We start from the raw sequence: 16504 nt of genomic DNA on the forward strand, positions 1-16504 counted from the left end.
ATAAAATATTTTATTTGGATTTAATCTAAATAAATGATTGCTTTGCGCAAAAAAAATAATCATTGATGAAACCATCATGATTTTCAATATCACAACGGTATGACTAAATCACGGTAGCTTCATTACCATTAAAACCAAATTTATACGGATGAAAAATCTATACTTAATTGCAATCCTTGTCTGCGGATTTATTTTAACAGGCAAAGCTCAAACCGTTACCGGAAAAGTAATAGGAGAAACCGCACCGCTTGGTGGGGCAAATATTAAAGTTGAAGGCAAAAATGCTTCGGCGACAACAGCTGCCGATGGTAGCTTTGAATTAAAGTTAACAGAAGGTTCTTATAAATTACAGGTGAGTTATGTAGGGTATACTACCATACTGCAAAAAGTGAGCTTGGCTAAAGATCAGACCGTTAATTTGACCCTCTATTTAAGCCCAACGTCGAATATGCAGGAGGTTGTGGTGGTTTCATCACGTAAACCGACCAAAATTAGCGAGATACCGGGCACCGTTTGGGTAGTAGATGGCGCGAAAATTCAGGAACAGGCCAGGGCAGGAATCCCACTTAAACAAACCCTAGCACAATTGATTCCGAGTTTAGATGCCGGGCCGGAAGGACGTACCAACTACGGACAGAACCAACGTGGCAGAGATGCATTGGTAATGATTGATGGTGTATCGTTAAACAGTACACGTGGCGTAAGCCGTCAGTTCGAATCGATAGATCCTTTCAACATCGAGCGTATCGAGGTTTTATCTGGTGCAAGTGCTGTTTATGGCGGTGGTGCAACAGGCGGTATTATCAACATTATTACTAAAAAAGGACAGGATAGTCAACCAAGTTTTACTACACAAGTTGGTGTACGTAGCGGTTTAAAAGAAAAAAGTGATCATGATGTACGTGTGGCACAGGCCATTTCTGGTGGCAGCAAAGATTGGAACGGACGCATTGGTATGGCTTTCCAAAAAAACAATGCAGCTTATGGCGCAGATGGAAAACAGATTTTTACCGATATCACACAAACCGATTTACAGTATAACCAATCGTTCGATTTTTTCGGAAGTACCGAATTTAAATTGACTGAGTATCAAAAACTATCGGTGAATGGTCAATATTACAATTCGGGTTACCGTGGCGATAAAGACCTTTTCTTAGGTGCAAATTATGGCGGATTATTATCAAATCCAACGCTTTTAGAAATGAGAAACGGCTACTCGTCCGATGTTGATCCAAAAACAAGCAGAGCCAATATAAATGTCAATTATCAGGCTAGCGACATCTTGGGCGGACAAACACTTTATGTACAGGCAGCAGCAAGAAACGAGCAATTTAGCTTTCATCCATTCCCGGGGCAAGCGGCAATACCGCAGCGACTTTACAGTGGCTCATCCATTCAAAATACAAACTACAGCGCATTAAAACTGGTATTGAACAAAGACTGGAACAGATTGAACCTCACTTATGGTATTGATGCCGACAACGAGAATTTTAACGCACAGCAAGCTCTGTTTGATAGAACAAAAGCATTTGCATCTGGCGGTTTAAACAATAGCACCATAGCCACAATTGCCCGTTATCCCAATTTCAGGGTAAATGGTTTATCAGGCTTTTTACAGGCACAGGTTAAAGTAACCGACTTTTTAAGCCTGTCGGGAGGTGTGCGTCAGCAACGTATGTTTGTTAAAGTTGGCGATTTTGTAGGAACCGCTGCTTCTGTACCTCTGGCTTATGGTGTAGGCAGAACCGCTACGGCTATTGCTGGCGGTGAAAACCATTATGATGTTAACCTATTAAACGGTGGTTTGGTATTTAAAATCAACGCAGCTCAACAAGCCTGGCTTAATTTCTCGCAAGGGTTTAACCTGGCTGATCCGGCAAAATATTACGGACAGGGTACTTATACCCTGGTAGGTACCAACTATAATTTAGGCAACTCGATCAATGTTGGAAGTTCTCCTTTAACAGGTATCAAAACAGAACAGTACGAAGCCGGTTACCGTTACCGCACAGGTGTTTTTAATGCACAGGTTGCTGGTTTTTATGCCTTATCTGATAAAAATGTAAAAACCAATAGTACATTCAATATTGAAGTTTTTGATGAAAATGTTAGGAATTTAGGTGTTGAAGGTTCATTATCTCTAAATCTGAAAAATGGTTTCGAAGCTGGTGTAAATGGTTTGTACATTAAAACACAGAAACAAAATGCTGATGGTACCTGGTCATTACAGGATGTAACAGTTGCAAGTCCATCAAAAATTGCGGGTTATCTGGGTTATAACGGAAAAGTTTTTGGAATAAAGGCACAGGCTTTCCACTCATTTGATTCGAAAGGTTATGCTACAGTGGGAAATGTTGTGGTGCAAAATGAGTTAAAAGGCTTCACCACTGTTGATTTATTGGGTTCGGTGAAATTATTTACCGGAAGTTTATCATTTGGCGTACAAAACCTGTTGAACAAAAATTACCAGACAATTTGGAGTCAGCGTTCGGTATTGTTGTATCAAGCTTTGGCAAAACCAGAAACTTTTTATTATGCAGGCCGCGGCCGTACGTATAATTTAACGTATACGCTTAATTATTAAAACTATTTATTGATCGTCATCTCGACTGGAGCGTAGCGGAATGGAGAGATCTATCTTAATAGATTTCTCGGCTTCGTTGCACTTCGCTCGAAATGACGACCTTTTTAAGGAAATTATTAGTAATGATGATTTCCTTTATTTCCTCTTCAATTCAATCACCGTAATCTCCGGCCAGATCCCAATCCTGCCCGAAAAACCAAGAAACCCGAAGCCTCTGTTTACATTCAGGTATCTTCCATTTTCGGTTTTAATACCCGCCCAATGTTTATAACGGTATTTCACGGGACTCCATTTAATGCCAAAAGCTTCGATACCAAACTGCATACCGTGTGTATGTCCGGCCAATGAAAGTTGGATTTTTGAAGGATAATTTTTTACCTGCGCATCCCAGTGCGAAGGATCGTGCGATAACAGTATTTTAAAGTCGTTAGCTGAAGTATGCTGAAGCGCTTTGTTCAAGTCTCCACGTTCTCCAAAACCAATTCCCCAGTTTTCTATTCCGGCGAGTATAATTTTCTCGCCGTTTTTATGCAATTCAACATGTTCATCCAGCAGAAGTTTAAAACCAAGTTCTTTATGGTAAGCTTTTAACTGATTCAGATTCTGTATTTTATCGGCTTCGCTTGGCCATTTAATATAATCGCCATAATCATGGTTACCCAGAACAGAAAATTGTCCGAAAGGGGCTTTAATCTGTGAGAAATGGCCGATATAAGGCACAATCTCCGAAGAAGCATTGTTCACCAAATCTCCGGTAAAAACAAACAGATCGCTCTTTTGGGCATTAATCATATCGATGCCTTTTTGTACCGCCTTAGGGTTGGTAAAACTTCCGGCATGTACATCCGAGATCTGCGTTAGGGTAAAACCATCAAAACTTGCAGGCAGATCATCAAAATACAAAGTATGTTTAATTACGCGGTAGGCATATTTTCCTTGGGTAATGCCATAAGCAAATAGGGCAATGGTTAAACAGAACATCACAAATGCGAAATCGACCCAGTAATTGCTGCGGCCTAAAATATGAAAACCTTCGGGCTGAAAATTAGTTGATAGACCTAACAGCAAGCGGTAAACATCACCGAGCAGGAGGAAAAAAGCGAATACGACTTCTGCGGTAAAGATGATTAAAAAAGCATGACTGATAATCTGGAAGAACCTGTTCATTCCCTGGATCCGCATCTGCTGTATGGCATATAGCAAAGCAAAAGTTAGCCCCACAATAAAAACCCAGAAAATAGGACTGAGCCAGGTAGATTGATTAATGGTGCCCAGGCCCGATAAAACATAAGCGTTAAGGGCAAAAAATATGATTGCAACTATGATGAGCGGCAATAGATTGAGTTTTCTTTTCATTATTGAAATCTGTAATTCAGAATGTGGGTAAAAATAGATTTTAAACGCCGATAAATGTTGTTCTGTTTTGTGTCGCGGTTATTTTTACGCTGGTTTGATTAAAGGATTATCGTTATTATGCATTATATTTATAAATATCATAGTATGTTGAATTAAAATCAACTTCCTGTTGCGTATTTTATAATTTACTTTCTTTTATTAGCTTTGTGCGAATATGCTGTCCAAAAAAACAAAGTATGCCATAAAAGCGCTTGTTGCGCTTGGTAAAAATTTAGATAAACCACCAATGCAGATTTCGAAAATTGCAGAGGAGGAGCATATCCCGAAAAAATTCCTGGAGCAAATTCTGCTCGATCTGCGTAACGCTGGCTTTTTATACAGTAAAAAAGGAGCAGGTGGTGGCTATAGCTTAAACAAAAAACCTGAAGAGATTTTATTGGTACACGTAATGCGTGTAACGGATGGACCGATTGCTATGGTTCCCTGTGCAAGTTTAAACTTTTACCACAAGTGTGATGAATGTGTAGACGAAAAAACATGCGGAATCAGAAGCGCCTTTATCGATGTTAGAGATGCTACCCTTAAGGTTTTAACCGAAACCAGCATTGCTGACGTAATCGGGAGAGAGGATAATCTGAAAATCGGTATCGTTAATTTATAATACTCATTTTCGCACGGCCCAATCCGTCATGCTGAGCTTGTTTCAGCATCTATTACGATATGTCTTAGATGTGGCAGATTTTAAAATATTAATCCCAAAATTCATTTATTGAGTTTGGGATTTTTTTTTGGAAATGAAAGTTTAGTTTTTCATAGTGGTTTTCAGTCCCGCTCCGTTTTTATTCCGATAAAGGATCGGAATGTTCACTTCAATCGAGTTTATTTAACAGAGAGAGTAGCACAATCGGGGGGCAGACCTCGCAGGTTTTCGAAACCTACGAGGTCTTGCTTCCGCGTTAGGGATTGTAAGGGTTCAGTACCGATCCTTCATCGGTACCGGAGCGAAGCGCAGCCCGGCAAAGCCCGACCCTTGCGTAGCTTGGGGAACGCCCGAATCAGTTAGTAGTTAGCAGTTTTCAATTTTCAGTTAGCAGTTTTCAGCTAATAATTAAAGAATTTAACTTATAGATTTCTCTCCCGATTTAACATCGGGACTATGCTCCAGTCGAAATGACGTTTTATTTATGTAAATTTTTTCATAATAAATTACGACTATTCCTATATACTTTATATATTTGGCATATGAATTTCAATTTTATACCTAACAAATTAATCGCTATGCAAATAATGTGTTGTTGTAAAACGCAGTAATAGGAGCCTACAGATAATTTTAAGTATAAAATATGGAATGCTTCTCGGTAATAGGGAAGCATTTTTTGAATAAAGCTAACAACACATATGCAAAGTTTCAGAACAGAACTCGAAAATCCGATTGTCGAGCAGGACATTATCGATTTAGAGAATAAGATTAAAGCTTTTAGAGATGGAACGATCCATGACGAAAAGTTTAGAAGCCTCCGTTTAGCACGCGGTGTTTACGGTCAAAGACAACCTGGCGTACAAATGGTGCGTATTAAATTGCCTTTTGGTAAGGTAACTTTTAAGCAGTTGTTGCGTATTGCAGATATTGCTGATGAGTATGGAAGTGGAAATTTACACTTAACCACCCGTCAGGATATTCAGATTCACTATGTGAGTTTAGACCGTACTCCAGAGCTTTGGGCTAAATTAGAGCAGGATGATATTACGCTTCGCGAGGCCTGTGGAAATACGGTACGTAATGTAACGGCATCTCCAAATTCTGGAATAGATGCTGAAGAACCTTTTGATGTTTCGCCTTATGCGCAAGCGGTATTTGCTTACTTTTTGCGTAACCCGATCTGTCAGGAAATGGGAAGAAAGATTAAAATTTCATTTTCGTCGAGCGATAGAGATACTGCCTTTAGCTACATTCACGATTTAGGTTTTATTCCTAAAATTAACGAAAATGGCGAGCGCGGATTTAAAGTTTTGTTTGCAGGTGGTTTAGGTGCACAGCCATTTTTGGCCAATGCGGTACACGAATTTTTACCTGAAGATCAATTGATTCCGTTTACAGAATCTGTTCTCCGTGTGTTCGACCGTTATGGCGAACGTACCAACCGCAACAAAGCCCGTTTAAAATACCTGGTTCAAAAATTAGGTTTAGAAGAAGTTTTACGTTTGGTTGCCGAAGAGCGTATTGCCAACAAAGTAAAAACCTTTAAAATAGATATCAATACTGTACCTCAGCCAACTTTGCCTTTAGCGCAAGAATATCCTGCGGTAGAAATATTAAACGAAGCCCATTACAAGCATTGGTTAGCCACTAACGTAATTGAGCAGAAACAAGCCGGATTTTATGGCGTTTATGTAAAAGTTCAGGTAGGCGATATCAAAACAGATAAAGCAAGAGCTTTTGTTGATGCCATCAGGTTATATGTGGCTGATGAAATCAGGATTACCCAAAACCAGGGCTTGCTGTTAAAGTTTGTACGCAAAGAAGCATTACCTTCTTTATATGCGGCTTTAAATAAAATTGGTTTTACAACAGCAGGTTTTGATAGTTTAGCCGATATTACCACTTGTCCTGGTACCGATACCTGTAATTTGGGTATATCCAACTCGATGACCTTGGCCGAAGTTTTAGAAGAGGTAATTTATACCGATTTCCCTGAGTTTATCTACGAGAAAAACATCAAGATTAAAATCAGTGGATGTATGAACTCTTGCGGTCAGCATGGCTTAGCTGAGATCGGTTTCCACGGAAGTTCGGTAAAGGCTGAAGGAAAAGTTGTTCCGGCAGTTCAAGTGATGTTGGGTGGTGGTACAGTTGGAAACGGAGTAGGTAGAGTAGCAGAACGCGTAATTAAAGTGCCTTCTAAAAGGGCTACAAGTGTTTTACACTTCATTTTAAATGATTTTAAAGCCAATAACCTGGAGGATGAGAACTTTCACCAATATTATGATAGAAAAGGTAAAGATCATTTTTATCAGTTGTTAAAACCATTGGCCGATTTAACCAACCTTAAAACAGAAGAATTTGTAGATTGGGGACACGTAGAAGAGTTTGTTACGGCAATTGGTGTAGGCGAGTGTGCCGGCGTAGTGATTGATTTAGTGGCTACTTTATTGTTAGAAGCTGATGAAAAATTTGATTGGGCAAAGCAAAACTTAGATAAAGGTGCTTATGCCGATGCAATTTACCACACTTACAGCACTTTTGTAAGCGCTGCAAAATCTTTACTGTTAGATAAAGGCGTAAATAGCAGCACGCAGGTCGGTGTGATCCGCGAATTTGATAACCACTATGTAGAAACTGGAGAATTTAATTTATCGACCAATTTTTCAGATCTGGTGTTACAGATTAATAAAAATGAACCAACTGCTGAGTTTGCTCAAAAATATTTCGAAGAAGCAAATCAATTTTTAAATCAGATTAAGGAAAAAAGGGCGGTATTAGCGAAATGAGATTTGAGACGATAGATACGAGATTTGAGCACTGCAGACACTAAACGCCATGTGCCAAACAACTCTTCATCCAGTCATTCAAAATTCAATAATTAAAAAGAAACATGGTTAATCAAAATAAAGAATCAAAAATAACCCTTTTAGGCGCTGGTCCTGGAGATCCTGATTTATTGACATTGAAAGGGGTTAAAGCGTTGCAAACTGCTGATGTGGTTTTGTACGATGCCTTAACCAACGAAGCTTTATTGGAGCATGCCCCGGCAGAAGCCATTAAAGTTTATGTAGGAAAACGTTCAGGTGAGCATTCTTATCCTCAGGATACCATTAATAAATTAATGATCGATTATGCTTTAAACTACGGTCACGTAGTGCGTTTAAAAGGTGGCGATCCATTTGTTTTTGGCAGAGGATATGAAGAGTTGGATTATGCCGCATCTTATAGCATTCCGGTAAGTGTAATTCCAGGTATTTCGAGTTCTATCGGTGTACCAGGCTTGCAGCAGATTCCGGTTACGCACCGTGGCATGAGCGAAAGCTTTTGGGTAATTACCGGAACAACCACTTCTGGAGAAGTTTCGGCAGATATTTACCAGGCTGCACAATCTAATGCGACTGTTGTGGTGCTTATGGGACTTAAAAAATTACCTAAAATTTTGGAGATTTTTAAAGCCGCAGGTAAACACCATTTACCAACCGCAGTGGTTCAGAACGGATCGGCAGAAGATGAAAGATTGGTTGTTGGCGTGGTTGAAACCATAGAAGGTTTAGTACAGCAAGAAAATATTAAAGCACCTGCTTTATTAATTTTTGGAGAAGTTGTATCATTACATCCATCATTTAAGAAACTAATTAAACAATATGCAAGTATTGCCTAACCAACCTGATAATGCAGCATCTTTTTCTGAAGAAGAAAAAGGTAACCAGCTCTTTCCAGTTTTTGTAAAGCTGAACAAGCTGCGTACATTATTAATTGGTGCAGGAAATATTGGGCTCGAGAAATTAACTGCGATCGTAAATAATAGCCATAGTGCTACCATTACGATTGTTGCAGAGCTGATATCACCAGAAGTTTATGCGCTTATCGCAAATTATCCGCTGATAAAAGTTAAACAGAAAAGTTTCGATGTAGATGATCTGAATAACATTGACATCGTTTTCGCGGCAACCAATAACAATATTTTAAATGAAGAGATCAGAAAGGTGACGCATGAGCGTGGCCTGTTGATCAACGTGGCAGATAAGCCTGAACTGTGCGATTTCTATCTGGGATCAATTGTTCAAAAAGGCGATTTAAAGATTGCCATTTCTACAAACGGCAAATCGCCAACTATTGCCAAACGTTTAAAACAGATTTTAAATGAAGGCTTGCCTGCTGAGCTTGATGAAACGCTACAGAATATGAGTGCTTTGCGTCAAACTTTAAATGGCGATTTTTCGGCAAAGGTTAAAAAACTGAATAAGGTTACCCAAAGTTTAATTAACCCTAAAAAAAGTTTTGCTGAGCGAAATATCAAGTGGTTAATCTGGGCCGCCTCAGTTTTACTAATTGGTGCTATCGGGTTTTCTTTGTGGAATACCGAACCAGAATTTCAGGCTTTCCTGATCAATATTGATCCTTTATTCTATTGGTTTTTAGGGGCTGGATTTTTATTCGCATTAATTGATGGTGCAATTGGCATGTCGTATGGGGTTACCACTGCATCGTTTTCATTGGCAATGGGTTTACCGCCTGCATCGGCAAGTATGGCCATTCACATTTCGGAGGTAATGAGCAATGGAATTGCGGGCTGGATGCATTACCGTATGGGTAACGTAAACTGGAAATTATTCAGAATTTTAATCCTTCCGGCCATAATCGGAGCAGTTTTAGGTGCCTATATCCTTTCTTCATTAGAACATTATAGTGCTTATGTGAAGCCTGTTGTGGCGGTTTATACCTTGTTTTTAGGCGGAATCATTTTAATGAAAGCTTTCAATGTGAAAAGAAAAAAAGCCGATCAAAAAATTAAAAAAATTGGCTTGTTAGGCTTTGTTGGTGGTTTTATCGATGCTGCCTTTGGTGGTGGCTGGGGTTCAATCGTATTATCAAGCTTAATTGCAGGTGGCAGGCATCCATTGTTCTCTTTGGGTACGGTAAAAATCAGCCGCTTTTTTATCGCCACCTTAAGTTCGCTTACCTTTTTTACCATGTTAGGTGGCAAACACTGGGAAGCCGTTTTAGGCTTGATTATTGGTAGTGCAATCGCATCACCAATAGCCGCAAAAGTATCGAACAAAATTTCTGCAAAAACCATTATGGTTGCCGTGGGGATTATTGTAATGATTGTGAGTTTGCGCAGTGTAATTATGTTTATTTTAAAATTAATATAGTGATGGAGAACCTAGAGGAGATAAAAGCAGCACTGGCAGGTTTAAGTACAATTGATAAACTGAAATTTTTGGCAGATAAATATGCCGACCGTATTATATTTTCGACCAGTTTTGGCTGGGAAGATCAGGCGATTACGCATTTAATTTTTTCAAATAATATTCCAATCAAGGTTTTTACTCTAGAAACCGGGCGTTTGTTCCCCGAAACCTATTACGTTTGGAACCGCACCTTAGAAATTTATAACAAACCCATTCATGCTTATTATCCACAAAATGAGCTGTTGCAGGATATGGTGAATACAAAAGGCCCTAGCAGCTTTTACGAGTCGGTAGAGAATAGGAAAGAGTGTTGTTACATCCGTAAAATCGAACCTTTAAAAAGAGCATTAAAAGGAAACGAAATCTGGGTAACAGGAATCAGGGCCGATCAAAGTGCCAACCGTGAAGATATGCATGATTTAGAATGGGACGAAGGTAACCAATTGATTAAATTTCATCCCATATTCGATTGGACTTTAGAAGATGTGAAAACATACATTAAAGAAAACAACATTGTTTACAATACCTTGCACGATAAGGGTTTCCCGAGTATAGGCTGCGCCCCATGTACCAGAGCAGTACAGCCAGGCGAAGATTTTAGGGCCGGAAGATGGTGGTGGGAAGATCAGAGTAAAAAAGAATGCGGTTTGCACGCGGCATCTTGATGCGCACAAATCGTCATTCCGAGGCCGGATAAGCGCGAGCCGAAGCAATCTTTTAGAGAAATAGAATAAAAACAAATGTCATTTCGAGTAGCAAGATAGATTGCCACGTCGGCTGAAAAAGCCCCCTCGCAATGACTACAGTGAAATATACAACAGTAACAACAACAAATATAATAAGTTGAATAAATTGAGCGATTTAACATTCAATCATTCAACATTCAATCATTCAACATTTGATAATGAGTACATATAATTTTGATTATTTAGATGAACTAGAGGCCGAGGCCATTCACATTTTACGTGAAGTAGCAGGTCAGTTTGAAAAACCAGCCTTATTATTTTCGGGTGGAAAAGATTCAATTACTTTAGTTCGTTTGGCAGAAAAAGCTTTCCGTCCGGGAAAATTTCCTTTTCCTTTAGTCCATATTGATACAGGCCATAATTTTGAAGAAACCATCACTTACCGCGATCAGATGGTAGAGCGGATTGGCGAGAAATTAATCATCGGTTCTGTGCAGGAATCAATAGATCAGGGCAAAGTTGTAGAGCAAACAGGTAAAAATGCCAGTAGAAATGCTTTGCAGACCGTAACCTTGCTTGATACCATTGCAAAATACCAGTTTGATGCCTGCATCGGTGGTGCGCGTAGAGATGAAGAAAAAGCAAGGGCTAAAGAACGTATTTTCTCTGTTCGTGATGAATTTGGCCAATGGGATCCAAAGCGCCAGCGTCCTGAACTTTGGAACATTTACAACGGTAAAATCCACAAAGGAGAAAATATCCGTGTATTCCCAATCAGTAACTGGACGGAATTAGATGTTTGGAATTATATCCGCAGAGAGAAAATAGATCTGCCAAGTATTTATTTCTCGCATGAACGCGATTGCATCACCAGAAATGGACAGCTGATGGCAGCTTCCCCGTTTTTAAATATGGATAGTGAGGATATTGTAGAACGCAAACAGGTTCGTTTCCGTACCGTGGGCGATATGTCTTGCACTGCTGCTGTAGAATCGGATGCGACTTTGATTGATGATATTATTTCTGAAATCAGCGCTTCTAAAATTTCAGAGCGTGGTGCCCGTATGGATGATAAAGTTTCTGAAGCCGCAATGGAAGACAGAAAAAAGGGAGGATATTTTTAAGGGAGATTTGAGTATTGAGATGTGAGATTTGAGAATTTTGCAACCGTCTAACGTCTCAAATTTATTATCTCAAATCAAAAAATAAACATATTAAAATTTTAAGAGCGATTTGAGCTTTGGGATGTAAGATTTAAGAACCTTGCATCTGTCTAATATCTCAAATCTATTATCTCATATCTAAAAAAATGAACATATTAAAATTTTTCACAGCAGGCAGTGTAGATGATGGTAAAAGTACCCTAATCGGCCGTTTGTTATACGATACAGATTCTATTTTGGCCGATCAATTAGAAGCTTTACAGAGCTCTAACCGCAAAAATGATGACGGAACAATAGATTTAGCTATTTTAACAGATGGTTTAAGAGCAGAGCGCGAGCAAGGTATTACCATTGATGTAGCCTACAAATACTTTCAGACCGAAAAACGCAAATTTATTATCGCCGATACACCTGGCCATATTCAATATACAAGAAACATGGTAACAGGCGCTTCTACAGCCAACCTGGCCATCATCTTAATCGATGCCCGTAACGGCGTGGTAGAACAGACCATTAGGCACTCGTATATCGTTTCCTTATTGGGCATTAAACACGTAGTGGTTTGCATCAATAAAATGGATATGGTTGATTATAGCGAAACCGTTTATAGTGCAATTATAGAAAAATACAAGGTTTTGGCTCAGCAATTAAAGCTTGCTGATGTAACCTATATTCCGGTTAGTGCCTTAAAAGGCGATAATATTGTGCAAAATTCAGGTAATATGGATTGGTATGAAGGAGAGAGCTTGTTACATTTCTTAGAGAAGGTTGATACCGACAATTTAGATAAATCGCAATTGGCCCGTATGCCTGTGCAGTGGGTAATACGTCCACAAACTGAAGAATTGCACGATTACCGTGGTTATGCCGGCAGGGTACTAAGTGGCACCTTTAATTTAAATGATAAAGTTACTGTATTGCCTAGTGGTGCGAGTTCTACTGTCGAGAAGATTGAATTTTTTGATCAAACACCCGATGCAGCTCACGCTGGCCAGTCAGTTATTATTCACTTGAAAGATGATGTAGATATTAGCCGTGGCGATACCATTGTAAATGCTTCGGCATTACCACAAGAATCGAAGCTGATTGAAGCGGACCTTTGCTGGATGGATGGCCGTGCGTTAGATACTTCCATCATGTACAATATTCAGCACAATAGTAAAATTACGCGTTGTAAAATCAGTGAGATTCTGCACAAAGTTGACATCAATACACTTGAAAAACATGCTGCTGACGAATTTAAATTGAACGATATCGGTCGGGTGATTATTAAAACCGCTGATGCGTTGGCATTCGATTTATACGATGATAACCGGGCAAACGGTTCAGCCATTTTGGTCGATGCACGTACGAATTTAACCGTAGGCGCTTTAATGTTCAGGGCAGCAGTAGAATAAAATGGATAATGGAGGATGGAAATTGATCAATGACCAATAGCGAAAGCTTGAAGGAATATAGATAAAATCTTAATCTTCTTAATTCCTTAATGGAGGAAAAATGGATGATGAAAATTGTGAAACGATGAGATCTTTATTTTAGCTTATTGATCCTGAAATCATACAATCCTGAAAATCTTACAGTAGAGAACCACAACCAAATATAATAATGAAGACTTTAGGTTTTAATCTAGAGTGAAAGCAATTTCAGCGGGGCGCCAGATAGGAGAGCCCCGTTTTTCGTTTGACGATTTTTTTTAAACGTTTTTAAATATAGGCGCTTTAAATTTTTTATACCTTAGTTCAAATCACTCAGATAATTTTCCGAATAAACCAAAAACTATGCACGCTGGAAAGAAATATACCTTTTTCGAATTTATTGTATGGACCCGACGGGATATTTACCGTTTAACCATTCTTGCCATTATCCCTACCGTACTTTATCATTTTTGTAAATTCACCTTTCTCTCCATTTCATGGGTTCCGGTAGCACTTTTAGGTACCGCTGTTTCCTTTATCATCAGTTTTAAAAACAATGCCAGTTATTCGCGTCTTTGGGAAGCCAGGCAGATTTACGGCGGGATTATCAATGCAAGCCGTGCTTTTGGTGTGATGGTGCGCGATTACTTGGCATCAGAAGATAAACAAGCAGATGTTCAAATCATTTTTTACCGTCATTTTGCCTGGTTAACAGCATTACGGTTTCAGTTAAGAGAGCCGAGAGCCTGGGAAAACGCTAACGATCCCCGTAATATTGAGTACGCCAGATTGTATCATGTTTCTGAAAAAACTGATAAGTTAGAAGATAGTTTATCAAAATATCTTTCAGTAGAAGAATTGAGCTACGTTTTAAGTAAGAAGAATAAGGCCACCCAATTAATGGCTTTGCAATCGCGTCACATTAATAAATTGGCAACTGCCGGAAACTTGTCCGATTTACAATTACAGTCGTTGCAAAATTCTATTACCAGTTTTTACGATAATCAGGGTAAAGCCGAAAGAATTAAAAACTTTCCTTATCCACGCCATTTTTCATCAATAGCCACCATTATGTTAAACCTGTTTGTGTTTTTGGTGCCCTATGGCCTTTTAAACGAATTTAACAAATTGGGCAATGGCACTTTGATTGAGGGTTATTCCATTTGGTTAAATGTTCCATTTGCGATTTTACTCACCTGGGTTTTTAACTCTTTGGATATTGTAGGCGAAAGTTCTACAAATCCTTTTGAAGGAAGTGCCAATGATGTGCCGATTACCAATATCTCGCGTACAATAGAAATCGACATGAGGGATATGCTTGATGAAACTGATCTGCCACCTGTATTAACACCCGAAAATAGTATACTGATGTAAATTTCCGTTATGGAAATGATGGAAAATAATCATCGTATTTGTATATTGATTAGAAGACAATAAATCACAGTTACCATGAAAAGAAATATCCTGTACCTTGCTTTGGCAGCAATACCTTTTGCTTATGCCTGTACCCAAAACAATAAAACAGCTACTGGCGCTAAAACTAAAACCGATTCTTTGGTTAATGAGAACTGTTATGTAGCAGGTTTTGAGAAAGACAGTGCAGCCATGAACGTGAAAATACTGGCCTCTGGTAAAGTTACAGGTTCATTATTGGTTAATTATGCCGAGAAGCCGCATAATAATGGTACCATAAACGGAAAATTTAACGGCGATACCTTACTGGTAGATTACCGCTTTAAAACTGGCGAGGACACCGTAAAAGTTTACACCAACCCATTGGCATTTTTAAAGAAAGATGGAAAACTAATTATGGGAGTGGGACAAATAGAAACCACACTTGGCAGATCTTATTTTGTTAAAGATAAACCCATTAATTTCGAGGCTGGGAAGTTTGTTTTTCAAGGGGTGGATTGTAAGTAAAACCTGATGCTGTGATAAAATGAAAATTACTAGCCTTAGCGTCTCGCTAAGACCCTTATTCGTTTTTTGCAGTGGGGGCACAGAAAGTACAGGATTCCCAATCAGTTGGTCATCTTGAGGAATAATTTATTTCATAAAGATCAATATAAATAACAGGTGATTTTAAGGAATAAACCTCTCGAAGTATCGTCATTTCGACCGTAGTGGAGAAATCTTTTAAATTTGACTCAATAACTTGGTACAAAGATCTCTCCATTTCGCTACGCTACAGTCGAGATGACGACCATTCTATTGGAGTCTATCAATGGTAGCGGAGTTGAAGAATCTTTTAATATAGATATACGTTTCACCGTAAAGATTCTTCACTGCGTTCAGAATGACAGCCAATTCCATTTCGGTATCCAAAAACATGTGCATTTCCTCCAAGATAAGTCTCTCATTAACAGTTAAAATCCCTAAATCAACACCCGCCAAAAAGCTAAATAAAAATATTTTAAAATAAATTACTACAATTCCCATAGACTTTATATATTTGTATTATTAACAAACGTATAACGAGCTTAAATTATCTGTTATGATTTTGAATAAAGTAGAAAAAGCGAACATTGAACCAAGAATTACTTTAATAGGTGCAGGTCCTGGCGATCCGGATTTATTTAGTTTAAAAGGTGTTAAAGCATTAAAAACGGCTGATGTTGTTTTATATGATGCAAATGTGAACGAGGCTTTATTGTGTCATGCGCCAGATGGTATTCCGAAAGTTTACGTGGGCAAACGTTCAGATGATGAATCGTTTTCTCAGGATGCGGTAAACAAGCTGATTGTTGATTACGCTTTAAACTACGGGCACGTGGTACGTTTAAAGAGTGGCGATCCGTTTTTCTTTGCAAAAGGATACGAAGAAATAGATGCTGCAGAATCGTACAGTATCCCTACCGAAATTATTCCGGGTATTTCGAGTGCAACCGGTGCGCCAAGTTTGCAAAAGATCCCAATGATTTATAAAGATTTGAGTGAAAGTTTTTGGGCAGTAACAGGAACAAACTCAAAGGGCGAAATTTCTGAAGATTTATATATCGCCGCAAAAACGAAAGCAACTATTGTTGTTTTAAACGGAATTGAAAAAGTAAAAGAAATTGCTGCTATTTTCCAGGCAGAAAATAAAAACCTTTTGCCAGTAGCGGTCATTCAAAATGGTTCTACACCAGAAGAAAAAATTGCGGTGGGTATTGTTGATACGATTGCTGAAATTGTTGAAGATAAAAGAATAGCTGCCCCTGCCTTATTGGTTTTTGGAGATGTGGTTTCATTACATCCACAGTTTCAGCCGATCCGCGATTTTTACGAAATTATCGCTGAAGAGTACTAGATATTTTTAAACCAAAAATATATTTGTTTTGTTGTTAAAAACCGCTTAAGGATTTAAGCGGTTTTTTTGCGTTTAAGTTCCTAGAGCCGTCACCCTGAATTTATTTCAGGGTC

At 38.7% G+C, this 16504-nt stretch carries 12 protein-coding genes; 11 read left to right on the plus strand and 1 reads right to left on the minus strand.

Annotated features, from left to right (window positions below):
• The first annotated feature begins 148 nt into the window (after positions 1–148).
• Positions 149–2584 carry a TonB-dependent receptor gene (locus tag ACTJKN_RS05875; RefSeq protein ID WP_440823430.1) on the plus strand — a complete coding sequence of 812 codons (2436 nt, stop codon included), beginning with the start codon at positions 149–151 and terminating at the stop codon, positions 2582–2584.
• A 135-nt stretch (positions 2585–2719) separates the two neighbouring features.
• Here ACTJKN_RS05875 and ACTJKN_RS05880 read toward each other — a convergent pair whose 3' ends face one another.
• Positions 2720–3940, minus strand: coding sequence for a metallophosphoesterase (locus ACTJKN_RS05880; RefSeq protein ID WP_440823431.1), 1221 nt, complete (start codon positions 3938–3940; stop codon positions 2720–2722).
• Between the two features lie 214 nt (positions 3941–4154).
• Between ACTJKN_RS05880 and ACTJKN_RS05885 the strand changes: the two genes are divergently transcribed.
• The 10 genes from ACTJKN_RS05885 to cobA (ACTJKN_RS05930) all read left to right on the plus strand — a co-directional run bounded on the left by ACTJKN_RS05885 (position 4155) and on the right by cobA (ACTJKN_RS05930) (position 16391).
• Entirely contained in the window at positions 4155–4601 is a 447-nt protein-coding gene (locus ACTJKN_RS05885) for an RrF2 family transcriptional regulator (protein ID WP_029275042.1), read from the plus strand.
• A 737-nt stretch (positions 4602–5338) separates the two neighbouring features.
• Positions 5339–7429, plus strand: a complete 2091-nt coding sequence (locus ACTJKN_RS05890) for a HEPN domain-containing protein (protein ID WP_440823432.1) — start codon at positions 5339–5341, stop codon at positions 7427–7429.
• 104 nt (positions 7430–7533) lie between these two features.
• A complete protein-coding gene (cobA, locus tag ACTJKN_RS05895; RefSeq protein WP_440823433.1) occupies positions 7534–8304 on the plus strand; it encodes a uroporphyrinogen-III C-methyltransferase in 771 nt (256 codons plus the stop codon).
• Positions 8288–9799 carry a TSUP family transporter gene (locus ACTJKN_RS05900; protein WP_440823434.1) on the plus strand — a complete coding sequence of 504 codons (1512 nt, stop codon included), beginning with the start codon at positions 8288–8290 and terminating at the stop codon, positions 9797–9799. Before cobA (ACTJKN_RS05895) ends, ACTJKN_RS05900 begins: the two co-directional genes overlap by 17 nt.
• 2 nt (positions 9800–9801) lie before the next feature.
• Positions 9802–10503 (plus strand): phosphoadenylyl-sulfate reductase, encoded by a 702-nt coding sequence (locus ACTJKN_RS05905; RefSeq protein ID WP_440823435.1) that lies wholly within the window; start codon positions 9802–9804, stop codon positions 10501–10503.
• Positions 10504–10742: 239 nt separating this feature from the next.
• Complete coding sequence (gene cysD, locus ACTJKN_RS05910; protein WP_440823436.1) at positions 10743–11648, plus strand: sulfate adenylyltransferase subunit CysD; 906 nt, start codon at positions 10743–10745, stop codon at positions 11646–11648.
• Between the two features lie 185 nt (positions 11649–11833).
• Complete coding sequence (locus ACTJKN_RS05915; protein ID WP_440823437.1) at positions 11834–13084, plus strand: sulfate adenylyltransferase subunit 1; 1251 nt, start codon at positions 11834–11836, stop codon at positions 13082–13084.
• A 381-nt stretch (positions 13085–13465) separates the two neighbouring features.
• Positions 13466–14476 (plus strand): bestrophin family protein, encoded by a 1011-nt coding sequence (locus ACTJKN_RS05920; RefSeq protein ID WP_440823438.1) that lies wholly within the window; start codon positions 13466–13468, stop codon positions 14474–14476.
• A 75-nt stretch (positions 14477–14551) separates the two neighbouring features.
• Positions 14552–15022, plus strand: coding sequence for a hypothetical protein (locus tag ACTJKN_RS05925; protein WP_440823439.1), 471 nt, complete (start codon positions 14552–14554; stop codon positions 15020–15022).
• A 574-nt stretch (positions 15023–15596) separates the two neighbouring features.
• The gene (cobA, locus tag ACTJKN_RS05930; protein ID WP_440823440.1) at positions 15597–16391 is read left to right on the plus strand and encodes a uroporphyrinogen-III C-methyltransferase; all 795 of its coding nucleotides are present in this window, start codon (positions 15597–15599) and stop codon (positions 16389–16391) included.
• Positions 16392–16504 lie beyond the last annotated feature (113 nt).

Source organism: Pedobacter sp. 22163 (genome assembly GCF_052045595.1).
Classification (GTDB): domain Bacteria; phylum Bacteroidota; class Bacteroidia; order Sphingobacteriales; family Sphingobacteriaceae; genus Pedobacter.

Excerpts from the sequence above, each read along its gene's own strand:
- ACTJKN_RS05900 (WP_440823434.1), top strand. The coding sequence starts at position 8,288 with ATGCAAGTATTGCCTAACCAACCTGATAATGCAGCATCTTTTTCTGAA.
- ACTJKN_RS05885 (WP_029275042.1), top strand. The coding sequence starts at position 4,155 with ATGCTGTCCAAAAAAACAAAGTATGCCATAAAAGCGCTTGTTGCGCTT.
- ACTJKN_RS05925 (WP_440823439.1), top strand. The coding sequence starts at position 14,552 with ATGAAAAGAAATATCCTGTACCTTGCTTTGGCAGCAATACCTTTTGCT.
- cysD (WP_440823436.1), top strand. The coding sequence starts at position 10,743 with ATGAGTACATATAATTTTGATTATTTAGATGAACTAGAGGCCGAGGCC.
- ACTJKN_RS05915 (WP_440823437.1), top strand. The coding sequence starts at position 11,834 with ATGAACATATTAAAATTTTTCACAGCAGGCAGTGTAGATGATGGTAAA.
- ACTJKN_RS05875 (WP_440823430.1), top strand. The coding sequence starts at position 149 with ATGAAAAATCTATACTTAATTGCAATCCTTGTCTGCGGATTTATTTTA.
- ACTJKN_RS05905 (WP_440823435.1), top strand. The coding sequence starts at position 9,802 with ATGGAGAACCTAGAGGAGATAAAAGCAGCACTGGCAGGTTTAAGTACA.
- cobA (WP_440823440.1), top strand. The coding sequence starts at position 15,597 with ATGATTTTGAATAAAGTAGAAAAAGCGAACATTGAACCAAGAATTACT.
- ACTJKN_RS05880 (WP_440823431.1), bottom strand. The coding sequence starts at position 3,940 with ATGAAAAGAAAACTCAATCTATTGCCGCTCATCATAGTTGCAATCATA.
- ACTJKN_RS05920 (WP_440823438.1), top strand. The coding sequence starts at position 13,466 with ATGCACGCTGGAAAGAAATATACCTTTTTCGAATTTATTGTATGGACC.
- ACTJKN_RS05890 (WP_440823432.1), top strand. The coding sequence starts at position 5,339 with ATGCAAAGTTTCAGAACAGAACTCGAAAATCCGATTGTCGAGCAGGAC.
- cobA (WP_440823433.1), top strand. The coding sequence starts at position 7,534 with ATGGTTAATCAAAATAAAGAATCAAAAATAACCCTTTTAGGCGCTGGT.